This window comes from Priestia sp. YIM B13551 (genome assembly GCF_042787905.1).
Classification (GTDB): Bacteria; Bacillota; Bacilli; order Bacillales; family Bacillaceae_H; genus Priestia.
The window spans coordinates 117,936-134,838 of sequence record NZ_JBHZOX010000003.1 but is presented as its reverse complement, the minus strand read 5'-3'; the positions used below and the strand labels follow the sequence as shown (position 1 = coordinate 134,838).

The 16,903-nt window shown below is 37.3% G+C and carries 23 protein-coding genes; 12 read left to right on the top strand and 11 right to left on the bottom strand.

Annotated features, from left to right (window positions below; translation table 11 throughout):
* Positions 1-7 precede the first annotated feature (7 nt).
* The gene (gntK, locus tag ACFX4N_RS17735; protein WP_013055462.1) at positions 8-1,549 is read right to left on the bottom strand and encodes a gluconokinase; all 1,542 of its coding nucleotides are present in this window, start codon (positions 1,547-1,549) and stop codon (positions 8-10) included.
* A 25-nt stretch (positions 1,550-1,574) separates the two neighbouring features.
* Complete coding sequence (gene gnd / locus ACFX4N_RS17730; RefSeq protein ID WP_057274308.1) at positions 1,575-2,474, bottom strand: phosphogluconate dehydrogenase (NAD(+)-dependent, decarboxylating); 900 nt, start codon at positions 2,472-2,474, stop codon at positions 1,575-1,577.
* A gap of 150 nt (positions 2,475-2,624) precedes the next feature.
* Between gnd and ACFX4N_RS17725 the strand changes: the two genes are divergently transcribed.
* On the top strand, positions 2,625-3,470 hold the full coding sequence (locus ACFX4N_RS17725) for a MurR/RpiR family transcriptional regulator (protein WP_013055460.1): 846 nt from the start codon (positions 2,625-2,627) through the stop codon (positions 3,468-3,470).
* Between the two features lie 169 nt (positions 3,471-3,639).
* Complete coding sequence (locus tag ACFX4N_RS17720; RefSeq protein WP_013055459.1) at positions 3,640-4,119, top strand: GNAT family N-acetyltransferase; 480 nt, start codon at positions 3,640-3,642, stop codon at positions 4,117-4,119.
* Positions 4,120-4,244: 125 nt separating this feature from the next.
* Here the strand turns inward: ACFX4N_RS17720 and ACFX4N_RS17715 are convergent, their stop codons facing one another.
* Positions 4,245-4,781, bottom strand: coding sequence for a phosphatidylglycerophosphatase A family protein (locus tag ACFX4N_RS17715; protein ID WP_013055458.1), 537 nt, complete (start codon positions 4,779-4,781; stop codon positions 4,245-4,247).
* Positions 4,782-4,954: 173 nt separating this feature from the next.
* Between ACFX4N_RS17715 and ACFX4N_RS17710 the strand changes: the two genes are divergently transcribed.
* From ACFX4N_RS17710 to ACFX4N_RS17690, 5 genes are all read left to right on the top strand, one after another.
* Positions 4,955-5,341, top strand: coding sequence for a hypothetical protein (locus tag ACFX4N_RS17710; RefSeq protein WP_377261908.1), 387 nt, complete (start codon positions 4,955-4,957; stop codon positions 5,339-5,341).
* A gap of 162 nt (positions 5,342-5,503) precedes the next feature.
* Positions 5,504-6,229, top strand: coding sequence for an alpha/beta hydrolase (locus tag ACFX4N_RS17705; protein ID WP_028407496.1), 726 nt, complete (start codon positions 5,504-5,506; stop codon positions 6,227-6,229).
* Between the two features lie 82 nt (positions 6,230-6,311).
* A complete protein-coding gene (locus ACFX4N_RS17700; RefSeq protein WP_013055455.1) occupies positions 6,312-6,824 on the top strand; it encodes a YjcG family protein in 513 nt (170 codons plus the stop codon).
* A gap of 5 nt (positions 6,825-6,829) precedes the next feature.
* On the top strand, positions 6,830-7,264 hold the full coding sequence (locus ACFX4N_RS17695) for a GNAT family N-acetyltransferase (protein WP_013055454.1): 435 nt from the start codon (positions 6,830-6,832) through the stop codon (positions 7,262-7,264).
* Positions 7,265-7,353: 89 nt separating this feature from the next.
* Positions 7,354-8,031 carry a DUF421 domain-containing protein gene (locus ACFX4N_RS17690; protein WP_029324783.1) on the top strand — a complete coding sequence of 226 codons (678 nt, stop codon included), beginning with the start codon at positions 7,354-7,356 and terminating at the stop codon, positions 8,029-8,031.
* Positions 8,032-8,107: 76 nt separating this feature from the next.
* On the opposite strand, the gene ACFX4N_RS17685 is transcribed toward ACFX4N_RS17690, so the two are convergent.
* The gene (locus ACFX4N_RS17685; RefSeq protein WP_057274306.1) at positions 8,108-8,359 is read right to left on the bottom strand and encodes a hypothetical protein; all 252 of its coding nucleotides are present in this window, start codon (positions 8,357-8,359) and stop codon (positions 8,108-8,110) included.
* 378 nt (positions 8,360-8,737) lie between these two features.
* Here ACFX4N_RS17685 and ACFX4N_RS17680 point away from each other — a divergent pair, with 378 nt between their 5' ends.
* The 3 genes from ACFX4N_RS17680 (at position 8,738) to ACFX4N_RS17670 (ending at position 12,236) form a co-directional block, all read left to right on the top strand.
* Entirely contained in the window at positions 8,738-11,056 is a 2,319-nt protein-coding gene (locus tag ACFX4N_RS17680) for a UvrD-helicase domain-containing protein (protein ID WP_274588881.1), read from the top strand.
* Positions 11,057-11,173: 117 nt separating this feature from the next.
* Positions 11,174-11,401, top strand: a complete 228-nt coding sequence (locus ACFX4N_RS17675; RefSeq protein WP_192100508.1) for a hypothetical protein — start codon at positions 11,174-11,176, stop codon at positions 11,399-11,401.
* Between the two features lie 175 nt (positions 11,402-11,576).
* Entirely contained in the window at positions 11,577-12,236 is a 660-nt protein-coding gene (locus tag ACFX4N_RS17670) for a M48 family metallopeptidase (protein WP_328262808.1), read from the top strand.
* Positions 12,237-12,362: 126 nt separating this feature from the next.
* Here the strand turns inward: ACFX4N_RS17670 and spoVIF are convergent, their stop codons facing one another.
* The 5 genes from spoVIF to ACFX4N_RS17645 all read right to left on the bottom strand — a co-directional run bounded on the left by spoVIF (position 12,363) and on the right by ACFX4N_RS17645 (position 13,831).
* Positions 12,363-12,620: a sporulation-specific transcription regulator SpoVIF gene (gene spoVIF / locus ACFX4N_RS17665; protein ID WP_013055449.1), complete on the bottom strand. Its 258-nt coding sequence runs from the start codon at positions 12,618-12,620 to the stop codon at positions 12,363-12,365.
* 133 nt (positions 12,621-12,753) lie between these two features.
* On the bottom strand, positions 12,754-12,876 hold the full coding sequence (locus tag ACFX4N_RS17660) for a YjcZ family sporulation protein (protein WP_013055448.1): 123 nt from the start codon (positions 12,874-12,876) through the stop codon (positions 12,754-12,756).
* A gap of 87 nt (positions 12,877-12,963) precedes the next feature.
* Positions 12,964-13,161, bottom strand: coding sequence for a hypothetical protein (locus tag ACFX4N_RS17655; protein ID WP_232217001.1), 198 nt, complete (start codon positions 13,159-13,161; stop codon positions 12,964-12,966).
* 43 nt (positions 13,162-13,204) lie between these two features.
* Positions 13,205-13,372 carry a hypothetical protein gene (locus ACFX4N_RS17650; RefSeq protein ID WP_200960422.1) on the bottom strand — a complete coding sequence of 56 codons (168 nt, stop codon included), beginning with the start codon at positions 13,370-13,372 and terminating at the stop codon, positions 13,205-13,207.
* 72 nt (positions 13,373-13,444) lie between these two features.
* Positions 13,445-13,831, bottom strand: a complete 387-nt coding sequence (locus ACFX4N_RS17645) for a hypothetical protein (RefSeq protein WP_057274303.1) — start codon at positions 13,829-13,831, stop codon at positions 13,445-13,447.
* A 261-nt stretch (positions 13,832-14,092) separates the two neighbouring features.
* On the opposite strand from ACFX4N_RS17645, the gene ACFX4N_RS17640 reads away from it, so the two are divergent.
* Positions 14,093-14,833: a BMQ_0737 family morphogenetic spore coat protein gene (locus ACFX4N_RS17640; RefSeq protein ID WP_057274302.1), complete on the top strand. Its 741-nt coding sequence runs from the start codon at positions 14,093-14,095 to the stop codon at positions 14,831-14,833.
* A gap of 139 nt (positions 14,834-14,972) precedes the next feature.
* The gene (locus tag ACFX4N_RS17635) at positions 14,973-15,806 is read left to right on the top strand and encodes an OmpH family outer membrane protein (protein ID WP_057239455.1); all 834 of its coding nucleotides are present in this window, start codon (positions 14,973-14,975) and stop codon (positions 15,804-15,806) included.
* A gap of 47 nt (positions 15,807-15,853) precedes the next feature.
* Here the strand turns inward: ACFX4N_RS17635 and ACFX4N_RS17630 are convergent, their stop codons facing one another.
* Positions 15,854-16,189, bottom strand: coding sequence for a DUF1360 domain-containing protein (locus ACFX4N_RS17630; protein WP_034267630.1), 336 nt, complete (start codon positions 16,187-16,189; stop codon positions 15,854-15,856).
* Between the two features lie 77 nt (positions 16,190-16,266).
* On the bottom strand, positions 16,267-16,779 hold the full coding sequence (locus tag ACFX4N_RS17625; RefSeq protein ID WP_192100507.1) for a CotO family spore coat protein: 513 nt from the start codon (positions 16,777-16,779) through the stop codon (positions 16,267-16,269).
* Between the last annotated feature and the right edge of the window lie 124 nt (positions 16,780-16,903).

The window sequence follows — 16,903 nt, the reverse complement described above, 5'->3', positions numbered from 1 at the left end:
TTTGAACTTAATGTACATATTTTTTTTGAAAAGCCGTAATGCTTTCGTATTCTTCTTTAAATAAGCGAGCCAAACGAATATAGATAGCCGTTAACTCTTTATATACTTCACTGTTTTCTTTGATTGGATAATGATGATTAGTCGCTCCAACCATATCAGAAACAACGTTTAATGAGTCAACTTCGCCAAGGCTATATAAGCCAAGGATAACTGCTCCTAGACATGAACTTTCAAAACTTTCCGGCACGGATACTTCTTGGTTAAAAATATCTGCCATCATTTGACGCCAAAGTGCGGAACGTGCAAATCCGCCTGTTGCCTGAATTTTTGTAGGCTCTCCAATTAACTCTTCAAGTGCCAATAATACTGTATACAAGTTAAAAATAACGCCTTCTAATACAGCACGAATCATATGTTCTTTTTTATGATGCAAACCTAGGCCAAAGAATGAACCTTTAGCATTTGCATCCCAAAGCGGCGCACGCTCTCCTGAAAGGTATGGATGAAACAATAAGCCGTCCGCTCCCGGTTTCACTAAAGCCGCAATATCCGTTAATACTTCATACGGATCTTTTCCAAGGCGTTTAGCTGTTTCTACTTCAGACGCTCCAAACTGATCGCGAGCCCATCTGAAAATCATACCTCCGTTATTTACTGGGCCGCCAATTACCCAGTGGTCTTCTGTCAACGCATAACAGAAAATACGACCTTTGGGATCGACTACTGGCTTGTCAGTCACTGCTCGAATAGCTCCGCTTGTCCCGATTGTCACAGCAACAACGCCTGGTTCAATTGCATTTACGCCTAAATTTGATAATACACCGTCACTTGCACCTACAATAAAGGGCGTATCCGGAAGTAAATGCATGTCAACTGCAAGCTCTGGGTTTAACCCTTTTAACTGATGCATTGTTGAAACAGGAGTAGATAACTGATCGGTTGTAACACCTGCTACTTTAAGTGCTTCTTCATCCCACGCAAGATTTTTCAGATTAAACAAACCCGTTGCTGATGCAATCGAATAGTCGATAACATATTCGTTAAACAACTTAAAGAATACATATTCTTTAATCGAAATAAACTTATGCGTTCCCTTCACTAATTCAGGCTGTTCATTAGAAAGCCATGTTAGCTTGGAAAGCGGCGACATCGGATGAATAGGCGTACCCGTACGCAAATAAATCTCATGACCATTGTATTCATTTTTAATTTTTTCCGTCCATTCTGCACTTCTATTATCCGCCCACGTGATACATTTTGTCAGCGGTTTTCCCTGCTGATCAACGGCAATAACACTGTGCATAGCTGAGCTGAATGAAACGCATAAAATATCCTCAGGTTTTACATCGCTCGTTTTTACAACCGTTTGAATTGTACGTACAACTGCTTGGAAAATTTCTTCAGGATCTTGCTCAGCCATCGCGGGCGTCGGCGAGTATAATGGATACTCAATCCCATGATTCGCAATGACTGTACCGTCTACTGAAAACAATACAGACTTTGTACTCGTTGTTCCGATATCTACACCTATTGCATATTTTTTGCTCATGCTGCTGTCCCCCTACTTTACTACTTTACTTATTTACAACACCGTGACCGCCGAATTCATTTCGAAGTGCTGCTACAACTTTTCCTGTAAATGTATCTTCCTCTAATGAACGATAGCGCATCATTAGCGATAAAGCAATAACAGGAGTTGCCGTTTGAAGATCAAGAGCAGTCTCTACGGTCCATTTCCCTTCACCAGAAGACTGCATGACTCCTTTAATACTATCTAGTTTAGGATCTTTTGAAAACGCATTTTCCGTTAGTTCCATTAACCAAGAACGAACAACAGATCCGTTATTCCAAACGCGCGCTACGGCTTCATAGTCGAAATCAAACTGACTTTTTTCCAGAACTTCAAACCCTTCAGCAATGGATTGCATCATTCCATATTCTACACCATTGTGAACCATTTTTAAAAAGTGACCGCTTCCGCTTTTACCTGCGTACATAAATCCATTTTCTACGCAAATATCATTAAAAATCGGTTCAATTGTACGGAATACTTCCGCATCTCCACCGATCATTGTACACGCTCCGTTTCTTGCGCCTTCCATTCCGCCGCTTGTCCCTACATCAAAGAAGTAAATACCTTTTTCCTGAAGATCTTGAGCACGTCGAACAGATTCTTTATAATTAGAGTTTCCTCCATCTATTATAATATCTCCTTCTGACAGAAGTTCTTTTAGTTCTGTAATAACATTTTCCGTTACTTCTCCAGCTGGAACCATAATCCATACAACTTTAGGTGAAGGGGGCAGTTCATTGACTAACTCTTCAACAGTAAAGGCACCATTTGCTCCTTCATTTGAAAGTTTTTCTACCGCTTCTTTATTTACATCATAAGCTACTACTTCATGATGGTTGTCCATTAAATTTAATGATAAATTATATCCCATTTTTCCTAAACCGATTAATCCAATTTTCATTTTACAAACTCCCTTTGAAAAAAAATTTCACATTACCTCCATTATACGAATTATTTTTCATTTTGCAATCGTTTACAAGAAAATTTTTTTCACTCATATTTTTGTGCTATACTCTTTTTACTACTAAATTCGTGGAAAGGAACATCAGTTATGACGCAAAATTGCTTAGGAAAAATTCGTTCTCACTATGCTAGATTCAGTGAAAAAGAGAAAAAAATAGCAAATTATATTTTAGAACAGCCGGAACAAATTATTCACAGTACCATTAACGAAGTGGCAGACGATTTAAATGTAGCTGATGCAACAGTCTTTCGCTTTTGTAAACGAATTGGCTTCAAGGGCTATCAAGCGATGAAAATAGCGCTGGCTGCTGAAATTATGACGCCTATTCAGCAGATTCACGAGGAAATTGCTGAAACGGATAATGAAAAAACGATTGCTGAAAAAATCTTTCGCTCCAATGTGCGAACGCTTGAAAATACATTACAAATACTAGAAAGCAACGCTATTGAAAAAGCCGTTAAACTTCTTATGAAGGCGGATAAAGTTCAGTTTTATGGCACGGGCGGTTCTTCCGTAGTGGCTATGGATGCTTTTCATAAATTTGTTCGAACAGGAATTAAAACGTTTGCATTTATTGATTCCCACTTCCAGCTTATGTCCGCTTCTCAATTAACAAAACAGGATGTAGCGGTAGTGATTTCTCATTCTGGAACAAATAAAGACACGATGAACATTTTAAATACAGCAAAAGCGAACGGTGCCAAAACGATCGGTATTACGGGTTTTCCAAAATCTCCATTAAGCCAAAATGTCGATGTTTCTCTTTATACGAGTTCAGAAGAAACAGAATATCGATCTGAAGCTCTTGCCTCGAGAATTGGACAGCTAAGCCTCATTGATGCTTTGTACGTTAATGTAATGATTGCGAATAAAGATGCCTCTAAACACTCGCTTGAAAAAGTACGCGATGCCATTGCTGAAACTAGAATTTAATGTTTCGCCCTTATATATTCTTCAACTATAACACCAAACAGAGCATAGAATATATGCTCTGTTTAGTGCAGTTCTTCGCTTAAAATTTTCAGGTTTTAATTCTCATTTAACATTTTCTAAGTTACTACATATGATAAAGCACAACTTTTAAAAAGTAGGTGAAGTGTGTATGGATATTATCTATCGCACTGCAAAACTAGATGATTATACAGAAGTAAATAAAATATTAGGGGAATCACTAGAACTCCACGCAAATGCGCTTCCTTCTATGTTTGATAATCAAATGGCTGTTTTATCTCCGGAACAATATCAAGCTACTCTTTATTATGCAACCATTGATATTCTTGTAGCTCAATATCGAAATCAAATTATTGGGGCGTCTGTTGTTGAATTAAAATATAACCCTCCCACCACATTAGCTCCTCTTTCCTACACAGCGTACATCCAATATTTTGGCGTTAAGAAAGGCTTTCAAAATTATGGCGTCGGAAAAGGTCTTTTTTCTGCTACAAAACAGTGGGCTGTACAAAAAGGAGCAAATGACCTCCAGCTTACCGTATGGGCATTTAACGAGAAAGCACGTGCTTTTTATGAAAGTCTGGGGCTGAAAAACTTAAGCTACCTTATGACTACTTCACTACAGCCATAAATCGTTCTATTAACGGAGACTAGACACGTAGGTGATACGTGCCTAGTCTCCGTTATTCAAATAAAAGACTAAATCATTTCGACGCGTTAATTTACGCAGCTTATATACATACTAAAAGAAGTTTATTACGTAGCCGGATTGCCTTCTTGCAGCTGTTCTTGTTCATCACGCTGACGGTGAGCTAAACGACTTGCCGCACTAGAAGCTACGCTCGCTACTAAATCATCTAAAAAGGTATTAACTCCTTTTTCTTTTTTACAGTCCAGCTTTTCAATAATGCCTACTTTTACTTTATCTAAATAGCCAAAGGTCGTCACAGCGATACTGCCATAGGTTAAAACGGCACCTAGAGCAATCGTTTCGTCAACACCAAACAACCCTTCGTCTTGTTCTACAATACTTTGAAGAGGTTCTGATAATTTATTTTGCTCAGCTAACTTATCAAGTTCGATTCCAACTAGAAGCGCATGCTGAATTTCTCTCTTTTGCAGTACTCTTTCTACGCTTTCAGCGCATTCCTGAATGGTTAGAGCTGGATGATAAGGAAGCTGTAAATCATACACAATTTCAGCAATATCCAAAACTGTTACGCCACGCTCTTCTAGCAAATCAAATGTTGCCTTTGCTACTTCTTTGCTCGTTGGGATTTTTTTCGCTGTCATGTCTCTCTCTCCTTTTCAAGTTGTTGTCTCTCTTTATATTAAATTCGATGAGAGGAGCTAAAAACCTTTTTTGTTTCATCCACCTGAATTCATAAACTCGTCACATATCTCTTTAGGCGCTCATTACATTTACTTGCTATAATGAAATTATCTAATCAGGAGGTTTGTCTACTGTGGAAGAAAAACAAAGTAAATTTAGCAGAGGCTTATTATTATTTTTCATTGGCGCAACAGCCCTTTTCTTTATCGTCTTAATCGTTCTGTTTCTCATGTCTACTTTTGGAAAAAGCGAAAAAGAAGCCGTAGCTCTGCTAGCAGGGAATCACTACGCTATCGCTAAGGAAGAGAATTCATATACTCTTTATGATCAAAAAGAAAACAAGCCTATTTTAGAAGATGTAAACGGCTATTTCGGTGCTCGCAATATCCGAAGTTATGTAAAAAATGACACAGAATTGGTTTCTATTGATGAAAAAGAAGAGGAATATACGAAGAAGCCGCTAGAAAAAGCCAGCCAAGCAGAAAAAGCTATGTTTAAAAAAATGAAAAAATTAGATTAACCAAAAGCGCTTCAGTCGATTTTGAAGCGCTTTTTTAATGATGCATGCCTCTTTCTCGTCATTCGCTAAAAAAATCGTTACAATAAAATAAAGAACGGTTATTAGAAAATGTGTTACAATAAAGGTAACGCTTTCATTCAAATGCATAGGAGTCGATTATTCATGTCAGAAAGTAAGCGGAAGTTAGAAGAAATTTCTTTTTATAGTGACGCGCTGCAAGAAGATGTCACGTTACTAGTCTATTTGCCGTCAAACTATTCTACGCTCTATAAGTATTCCTTACTTATTGCCCAAGACGGAAAAGATTATGTTATGTACGGACGGACACCTCGTTTAATTGATGATTTAATGAACGAGTCGGAAATCGATCGTACTATTTTTGTTGGAATTCCATATAAAAGTGTGGAAGACAGACGCGATAAGTATCATCCAGAAGGAAATCAAGTAGATGCGTACATTCGCTTTTTAGCACATGAACTTGTGCCATTTTTGGATAAAACATATCCTACATATCAAATGGGAAAATCGCGTGTTCTAATTGGTGATTCGCTTGCTGCTACAGTTTCCCTGCTGACGGCAATTGCGTATCCTCACACGTTCGGGAAAGTAATTATGCATTCTCCTTTCGTGAACGATGCTGTATTACAAACGGTCAACTCATTTGCTTCTCCTTCACTTCTGGATTTGTATCATGTTATTGGAACTGAAGAAACGGATGTAAAAACAACACAAGATGGTATATTGAATTTTATTGAGCCTAACCGCCTGTTGCACGAACAAATGAAGCAGCGTGGATATTCTGTTTTCTACGAAGAATTTAATGGAAATCATACGTGGAAATACTGGCAAAAAGACGTAAAGCGTTCGCTTCAATATATGCTGAAGTAGAAAGATATCATATTTTTTGAAAATTTGTTATAATAAGCTCGCTTTATACATATTTTATGATCTTACTTTGGAGGGATTTTTTATGAAATTTGGCGTTGTACTTTTTCCATCTAAAAAATTGCAAGATGTAGCGAATTCTTATCGAAAGCGCTATGATTCTCACTATTCATTAATTCCGCCTCATCTTACATTAAAAGAAGTCTTTGAAGCTACAGAAGACCAAATTGATGAAATTGCGGCTAACTTGCGTAAAATTGCCGAAGAAACAAATCCATTTACATTAAATGTAACGAAAGTAAGCTCATTTTCACCAGCCAATAACGTTATTTACTTAAAAGTGGAACAAAAACCAGAACTGACGTCACTTTACAATAAACTTCATGAAGGCAATCTCGAACAGCCAACCGAGTATTCATTTATTCCGCACATCACTATTGGTCAACGCCTTTCAGATGATGAGCACTTAGATGTGTATAGCCAGTTGAAGCTTGTAGATGTCGCTCATGAAGAAACAGTGGATCGCTTTCATTTAATGTACCAGCTTGAAAATGAAACATGGACTGTGTTTGAAACATTTCGTCTTGGAAAGGGATAAGATACGTGAACATCAAAGTACTAACGAACAAACAAGATCATTCTGATGCTTACTTCGTACGTCAAAAAGTATTTGTAGAAGAACAGCAGGTTGATGTAGAGCAAGAAATCGATGAATACGATTCCGAAGCCCTGCATTTAGTTGTATACAAAGGAACTGCACCAATTGGGGCAGGACGCTTCCGTATGGTAGAGGACTATGGAAAAGCCGAACGAATCTGCGTTCTTTCTTCTTATCGAAAAGACGGTGTAGGAAAGCTTTTGATGGATAAGTTAGAAGAGCTCGCAGCAGAGCATGAGATTGAAAAGATTAAGCTGCATGCTCAAACGCATGCGGAAGGATTTTATAAAAAGCTAGGCTACGTAACGGTTTCGGGTGAGTTTATGGATGCTGGAATTCCACATGTAGAGATGGTAAAGAAACTAAGTAAAAAACACTAGGAATTGAACCTGGTGTTTTTGCTTTTTTAAAGGATAAGAACCTTTGCTTTGCTTATACTAATACCTAATCATGTGAATTAGGTGAAAATATGGATGAACTTATCGGAATTGCACTAGAACTCTTTATCGGATTTATCTGCTTGTTTATTTTAACTAAATTTTTAGGCAGAGCGACGATCACTCAGCTTACCACTTTTGATTTTATCTCTGCTCTTGTATTAGGAGAGTTAGTAGGAAATGCGTTATATGACTCAGAAGTAGGAATAGGCAAAATTTTATTTGCTGTTATCTTTTGGGGAGCGCTTATTTATGTCACCGAAGTTGTTACTCAAAAAAATATTCGCCTGCGCTTGTTTTTAGAAGGACGGCCATCTATTATTATTCGAAAAGGGAAAATTTCGTACAAAGAACTTAGCAAAAATCGATTAGATATCGATCAGCTTCTTCATATGCTTCGTTCAAAAGACATATTTTCCATTCGTGAAGTTGAATATGCGATTTTAGAAACAGATGGATCACTAAGCGTATTGCCAAAATCTGATTATGCTAAGCCAACAAGAAGCGACCTGCAGCTCCCTCCTTCTGAACCTGTTTTATCTATCGCCTTCGTCAGTGATGGACGTTTGCTTTTGAAAAACTTGATTCAGTCAGGCTTTGATGAAGACTGGCTAAAGACACAGTTGAAAAAACAGGGATTTACCGACTATAAACAGGTGCTTTATGCTGAATGGCAGCAGGGCAGTACACTTTTTATTGAATCTTACTAAGATGTTTTTTACTTGTTCATTACTTTGTTAGAAAATCGTGAACGCATTCATTCTGCTACGTTCACGATTTTTTCTATTAGACACGTGTATTAATCACTAGGCCCTTATTTGTTAGCTTGCTGTATACACGCTCTGCTGCTTGAAACTTTTTTCGCTTTTGTAATGAACTTGGCGTCAATTCCAGTGAGTGAGAACGCGATTCAAACTCTTTGTCAAAGCTTTTTTTCTCAATAGGCCAAATACGATTTGAAAAAGAAGCATTATTTTTTTGAAGGCGATTTGCATATTGAATAGATTGATAAGGTGTGACGGGCAGTATATATCCCATATGAACCCTCCTCTTTTTCAAGATACCTTCTACTCCCAGACCTCAGTATTTTTCTCAAGAAGTATCGACATTAAAACAGCTCACTTAAACCCTCTACTTTAGACTTGTTCAAAACAGATGGCACCTTGTATCTATACCGCCTTTTTTGAACATATGTGATGTCTTATTCAATATATACCCTTTTTTACATCCTATCCCTCCAAAAATATCCGTGCTCTTTTTAAAAAAAGATGATTTTGATATGATAGACTTTGACTATAAAACAAAAACTGTGCATATACACACATCTATATCGATGTAGAACGAGAGCGGCTTCTTGCTTTAACTCCCTCTTATTTACTATTGATTATTCATGTTTTAAAAAGGAGGCCATGTTTTTTGCAACGTGCACTTTATCAAAATCAGATACTTAATCTTGCTATAACGGCTAGAGACCGATTTCAATATTTATATGAAGCTAGTCTCCAAGGAGAAATGACGTGTGCTCACTGCGGAGAACCAGTTAAATTATATCTGGGGATTAAGCATTCTCCTTACTTTTATCATGCTCAAGTTCCCCATGAAAGAGAAGAGTGTTCAGACACACTATCAGAAACAACAGCTGTACAACATATAAAAGAAAATCCGGCTGAATACAGAGAAACCAATGGATTTCGTATTCCTAAAGGACGAGCTATTGGTGAGAAAAGTTCAACTGTAAAAGAGAAAGCGACATGGAGGTCTTCCGCACCTTTTTCAAGTGTTCCTGCTTTTCGCTTAAAACCAGCTGTTCCTAAACACTCTGACTCTCCTTATTTAAATGAATTTAAAGAGAGCGGTATTGAATTAGATTCGAACCAATGGAAAGCTGTTACACATTCAGAAGGACCGCTCCTTATTCTAGCCGGTGCAGGAAGCGGAAAAACGCGTGTATTAACAGCTCGCACCGCATATATGATACAAGAAAAACAAATTGATCCAAAATCCATTATGCTGGTGACTTTCACGGCTAAATCAGCTAAAGAAATGAAAGAACGATTGGCTACATACCCAAAGATGTCCGGCTTACATCTTCGTCAAATGCTAGTTGGAACTTTTCACAGCATTTTCTTACGTATGATTGTTCATCATAATCCTCAAGCGTGGCAAATGGACCGCCTGCTAAAATGGGATTGGCAAAAAGAACAGATTGTGAAAGAAGCAGCAAGAGAGCTCCACGTGGATGAAAAAGATTTTCCGTTTGATCAGGCACTTCAGCAAATCGGCTATTGGAAAAACACGCTTGTTGGCGTGAAAGATGTTCGCCCAAAAGACAAATGGGAACAAGATGTGCACTTTTTATATCGTCGCTATGAAGAAGTCAAAAAACAAAAGCAGCTATTCGATTTTGATGACATGCTGTATGGATGTTATGAAATGCTAAAACAAAATCCCGATTTACTAACTCGTTATCAAAAAAGGTTTCGCTATTTTTTAATTGACGAATTTCAAGATATCAATAAAGTTCAATATAAAATTATGAAAATGCTAAGTGAAGACTCTAAAAACTTGTGTGTCGTCGGAGATGATGATCAATCAATTTACGCTTTCCGTGGAAGCGACCCTTCGTTCATTTTAAACTTTGAAAAAGATTTTGCTAATACAACTGTTATTACGTTAAACCAAAATTATCGTTCAGCTCACGCCATCGTTTCTTCCGCTAATAAAGTCATTGCACGAAATACAGCGCGCCGACAAAAAGAAATGGCTGCCCAGTTTGACAATGAGTTGCGACCTACATTCTTCTTTCCATACGACGAAGAAGAAGAAGCAACAATGATTGTAACGGATATAAAAGAAAAGATTAAGCAAGGGGCTTCTCCAACTGACTTCGCGGTCTTGTACCGAACTCACGCTTCTTCACGCGCCATCTTTGAACGTTTATCGCAGTCAAACCTGCCATTTTCAATCGAACAAGATGCGGATTCGTTTTATAAAAGACGAATGGTTCGAAGTTTACTTTCATTTCTACGCTTAAGCGTGAATCCAAATGACGCAAGTTCACTACAAGATTTAGTAAACGCGCTCTTTTTAAAGAAAACAGCGGTCAATGACTTAAAAGCAGCAAGTATTCTTCATGATGGTACATTTATTGATGCGCTTGAGTATCTTCAAGATTTAAAACCGTTTCAGCAAAAAAAGCTCAAGAAAGTAATTCCTTTATTCAAGTCGCTAGAATCAATGTCTCCTTCTTTGGCACTTGAGACGATTTCTAAAGATATGGGATTCGATGATTTTGTTAAAAAACGCGGAAATGAAGGAAATATGATGGAAAAAGGTTCAGATGACGTGCGGGATTTAAAAGTTGTAGCACGTAAATTCAAAACCGTCCCTGAACTCTTAGAGCATGTGGATCATATGATTGCCATGAACACAGAGATGAAAGCTTTAAGCAAGCAATTTAATGAAAGTATTCAGCTAACCACAATTCACCGAGCAAAGGGTCTTGAATATAAGCATGTATACGTACTGAGCAGTGTAGACGGAGGATTGCCTCATGATTATGCACTCGAAGCTTATCGAGGGGGAGATGATGTGCCGCTTCAAGAAGAACGCCGCCTTTTATATGTAGCAATGACGCGTGCACAAAATTCACTTTACTTATCCGTTCCGCAAACTAGAAGAGGTAAAACTGCTTATCCTTCAAGATTCCTGAAGTCGTTTATAAAAAAAGTGTAAAGGAAAAACAGGCTGGGACAAAAGTAGTTTCATTAAAGTGAAACACGAACTATCTATCAAAAACGGATAAATAGTTCGTTTTTTTATAATCATGGTGAACGCAGGTGCTTCTAGCTGTTGGTTGGAGGGCAAGGCGAAGACTCCTGCGGGAACAGCGGGACAGATGAGACCCCGCAGCAGGAGCGCAAGCGACGAGGAGGCTCATCGGCCGCCTGCGGAAAGCGAAGCCTTTCACGGAAAGCAACAGCGGCCGAGCAAGCAGTCCAGATCATGTATCCAGATTGTTCGTCTTTAAATTGGATTCCTGTAGTTATGTTTCAACCTCTTTTTCTTACTTCAAGCTAGCGTCCATAACTAATATTCTCACCACCTATTATTAACCAAATATTCCACTAAAAGGTAGATATTAACAAGTAGATGCGTTACACTACGTTATGTACTGTACTACTATATTTTAGGGGGCTTCATTATTGAACGCAAAGCTTATTCATGAAAATGAAAAATTTTTTTCATTCTGTGTATGATTATCAGCTTATTAACCTATTTCTTTTTAATTATTTCACTCGTTGGTATTATCTACCTTGTAATCGGTTTTTTAATTACATTTATACTCCACGGTTTCTCTATTGCTCAAATTCGCAATAATGGGGTTAGATTGACAGAGAAGCAGTTCCCGCAAACTTATCATCAGGCAAAACATTTATCTTCAGAGCTGGATTTAGAGCTGCCCGATATTTATATTGTTCAATCAGGCGGCTTGTTAAACGCATTTGCTACACGTTTTTTTGGACGCCACTTTGTCGTTTTATACTCCGACATTGTTGAAATGATTGAAGATAATCAAGAAAAAGAACTTTCTTTTATTATTGCCCACGAATTAGTTCATATCAAACGTAAGCATACACTCTACCACTCACTTATTCTACCTGCTCTTTGGGTTCCTTTTTTAGGAAAAGCTTATTCTAGGGCCTGTGAATATACGTGTGATCGCATAGCTTCCGTTGCGATTGGTGATGCAAAAGCTGCCACGCAAGCACTCACTATACTTGCGGTTGGTAATTGTCTAAATAAAAAAGTAAATCAGGAGGAATTTGTTCATACGCACTCACAGGAAAAAGGTTTTTTTATGTGGTTGAATCAAGCTACTTCAACTCACCCCCCTATCGCTCCATCGTATTAAAGAAATTAATTACTTAGCACAGCATCCGGAACTGTTTGATCTTGATTCTAACGCATTTCAAACAAATGAAATTGCATAAATGGAAAAAAGCCCTGACACGTCAGGGCTTTATATGAAAACATTAAATTATTTTTTCTCATTTAGCATTTTAGCGATGGTCGCAAAATCAATGGATTGATTATTGTTTGCAATCGCCTTAACAATTTGTTCTTCTTTTTGTTTTGAAATTGGCTTATTCGCAATTTGTGCTACTCGCTTCACAATATTACGCACCGTTTGCTCATCTTTAAAATTAGCATTTTGTACAGAATTCGCAAGTTCAAAAATATCCTTCATATTAACGCCTGTTTTCTTTTCTATATTTTTAAACATATTATTATCCATTTTGCATGACCTCCTTTATTTATACTTCATCGTATGCACCATGTGCCTAGATGGTGCCCTTTACATTTAATAAAAAAATAAAGTGCCAGTGAAACTTCACCCGCACTTTTCGGTGCCTTATTCATAGAAGGGATTAATTGTAAAAACAAACACAACCAACAATAATTAATAGAATGAATAATACAACGATTAACGCAAAACCACCGCCGTAGCCACCACCGTAACCACAACCACCGTAGCCAAATCCGCAACCCATAATATTACACCCCCTCTGTTTTACTCTCTATACTGTATGTTCGCTCAAATGATTTTGTATGGGCTTTTCAACTGTGTACATTAAATTTCATTGTCCAAACGGATCTTCAGCATCTTGCTCATCAAGTCTTTTTACATTTTGCTGCAGTTTCCTCTCTTGCTGTTCCATCTGCTTTTCTGCTTTTTCTACCTCTTTCATTCTCTTTCGATGTTCTCCCATCATATGCTGTTCAAAAAAACGTTCAAATTCATCGAAAAAGTCCGGCATCTCTACACCTCTCTCCACTCTATGTAAAAAAGCATTGTCCGAGTGACAATGCTTCTATTGCTTATCGCTTTGGTAACTTTGAACCACAGCCGCAACCACCTTGTTTTGGAGAAGGGTACTGGACTGGCTTAGGAATAGCCTGCCCTTTCTTCACCGATTGTTTTGTCATTGGTTGTGGATGATAAGGCAGGGGCTGAGGGTATTGATTAGGATTATAATTATAATACATCATGTTTCCCTCCTTTTCACAGCATCCTATCTATATAACATTATATTCAGGACTAAAGAAAGACGTTCTATCTTATTTGTCCATTTTGCGCTGCATGGACAAAAATAAATCCGTGCTGTTTTTTGGCTTTCTTACTCTTGATCTTTCTCCTCCCTTTTGCTCTGTCACTTCACGTAGCCGTTTTTGCAGTTCTTGAATTGTCCCTTGAGCTTGATGATTGTACTGTACAATGGACTGTTCGGTTTTTGGTTTTTGTTCATTGACGCATGCTTTAAGCCAATCTATTTTTTCCTCTAGCTTCTTTTTTTCTTCTTCATGCTTTTGCTTTAATTCCGCTAACTCTTCCTTAATATCTTCATATTCAAATTCTTGATGCTTGAATTTTTGATATTCTTCTTTATAAAAGGTCAGTTCTGACTTCAATGAAGCAATATATTGTTTTGTTTTTTCCTCACTCATGCCCTTCACTCCTCTATTATAAATAACCCACTACTTCTAAAAAATCAGTTAAAGATGAATAACACTTTTTATTAACATGAATATGCTGTAATTGAGTTTATTATTTCCTTCATTTTTTATGCTCGCTTCAACTAGAATTTATTCCGATAAATTCCGCTTTTACTAAGGAACATAAAAGCAGGTCATTCATACACTATAGTAGTCCGATACCTAGTAACGAAAAGCGTAAAGGAAGGACAATTACAATTAGGAGGTTTAAAAATGGGAGAACTTTTTGAATCATTGTGTATCCGCGTACCTAAAGTGTACGACTGGGTTAGACGTCAAGTCGTTTTACCACAAATTTTTACCCATGACACTTCGTTATTTAATGAACATGTGCTTAAAGGTTTAGGAGATGACGTAGAAGTTGAAATTATTTTAACAGATTGCCATGGTACGCCTGTGGATCCTTCAGATGAAGACGCACTGGATAAAGTAATTGAACTTGTGCCGCACGGAGGTCGCCGCCCTCGAACAATTATTTTACCCGATGGAGAAAGTGTTGTTCTTCATGAAGTTAAATTATCAATAAGTGGTTTTTACAAGATTAAGTTAATTGATTTAGGTAATCATCAAAAACATCATGAATTTACTTCTTGTAATATCCCATGGAAAACACATCAAACGTTTTATCTTTGTGCTCCTGAAGGCACTGAACCAGTTGTACACCTAGATTCTTTTGAAGGAACAGGAGGTTCTATAAGATTATCACACGGACGTTTACAACTGCTAAGCTTCGATATCGTATTATGTTTAAGTATACAAATCGAAAAAGACGTAAAAATTGAAGTGGAAGGCAGCTTCTGCTATCCTCGGCCTGAAATTATCGACCCATCCAATGTTGGTTGCTTACCTGTCGAATATCCACCTCAATGTGAAGCTATCTTCCCTGGAAAACATCATCACGATGAATGTGATGAAAGGAGCTATGAAAGTTCCTTTGAAACAGATTTCGATTAATTAAATACTCTATCAGAGGAGAATATTTCTCCTCTTTTTTCATCGTTTACAAGCTTTGTGCATACATATAAATAAAACTGCTATGGGCAGCTCAGGTGACAAAATTAATTCATAGCTCAGCAGGAAAGGAGACTACTAGATGAGTCGTAACTCCCCTTCCCCTAAAGATGATTTAACTCAATTAAAACAAAAGCTCATTCACTATAAATCGGAAATTCGGCACGTGCAAAACCAATTAAAAAGCTATGAACGAGCTTTAGAACGAGAAAAAGAAAATACATCGTTTTGGAAGAAAAAACACGCTGAGACGCTTTCTACATCTGAAAAGGAAGTAGAAATTGAAGGATTAGAAAAAGAGCTGGATTTACTAAGAAACGAGCTTTCTGAACAAAAAATTATTGCAGAAGCATTTCGGGAAAAAGCCTCGAGAAAACAGCCCGTTATTGAAGAAAAGATTGTGGAAAAAGTAATCGAAAAAATTGTGGAAAAACCTGTGGAAAGGTTTGAAAAGAGTGATATCCTCTGTTTCTTTCAACATTCTATACTGCTGCCAGAACAAGATGAAAGCGAGCTGATGATATTCGGCAACGTAATTATTCAAAATCAAACGAGCAGTACTTTACGCTCTCCGGTGCTTTGCTTAAAAATGAAACCCACTGCTTCGGCTATATTAAGCGGGAAGATCATTGATGAAAAAGACATTGAAGTTTCTAGTATCCCCTCTTCTTCTTTAGAATGGCGCTATGCTCATCCAAAATGGAACGAAAAAATTCAAAATGACGGTGAATATTGGATCAAACCTATTAAGCAAACCGTATTAAAGCCAAAAGACAAATTACTATTTGACTCTTTTCAAGTAGTCATTCCGCTGTCCTCTGATACGACTTCATTTATTCTAGAAGGCTTTTTTTATAGCGAAGAGTGGCAAGAAGGCATTCCTTTTTTTAATAAAGTAGTGCTAAATTTCCCTTAATTATTAAAAGACATATTGATGTTCAATATGTCTTTTAACTCGTCCATTTATTTCATAAAAGATTCTATAATTCCTGCACATCCTGCAATAGCTAAGATTGTAATGATAGGAATAGCAATATGCGGGACCGCTACATAACTAAAATAAATCCCTACCGCACACCATATGCCCGTACACCAATAACAGCTGAGCAGCTCTCCAATCCACTTTTGCAGTCCCTTCCCTTTTATCTCTAGATAAGTTACCGTATTTCCTTGTTCATCTTGATCTTCTACGATTTTATGAAATGGTTTACGAATAAACGCTGTAATTTTATCAAAAACAATTAGACGAGTAAGTCGAAATGTCGCAAAGACAAATAATGTTAGATAAATCCATGTCATCTTCATTCCTCCGTGCATTCACAAACTTATGAAAATAAAAGCTAACGTGCTTCTTCACTGTTAGCTTTTAGAGTTACTTAAATTTTAACGATAGATATGGTCTGAATATCATGAAATGTCAATACTGTTTTCTCTTTATTAGGAGGAACGCTTACGTATAAATTTCCTTCTTTTAATTCTAAAATTGTTCCTATATATTTTTGGTTTTGACACGTAATTTCACAAATTGGCTGAGACATATGAGACGGGAAGCTGCATAGAAATTCAACTTTTTCTTTAATCGTCATAGACTGAAACATTTTATTTGGCTTTTTAGTCTCTGATTGCGGTATATCCACGGGAACAATTGAACGCTCTTCCTCTTTTTCTTGCTTAATCTCTTCCACTTTTTCTACGTCAGGCTCTTTGACTTCTTGAATGGAAGAAAAGCTGGGCTCTTCTTTTAACACGTGCTCTTTCTCTATTCCTTTATTGTCTTGCTGTTTTGAACTAAAATAATATTGCATAGAACGCTGGTTTTGCGTAGCGTTTGGCTGGACAATGTACATTAGCGGCTCGTTTTCTTCTGACTTAGATTTTGAGTTAGTCATGAAGCATACCTCCAATTGCTTGTTATCGTTCTTTTAAAAATGTATGCTTGAACACGGAAAAACTTGTTTATTTTTTTGCGGTAGCCTTTTTAACACCAAAAGCAGCGCTGTACTTTTGTTTCCA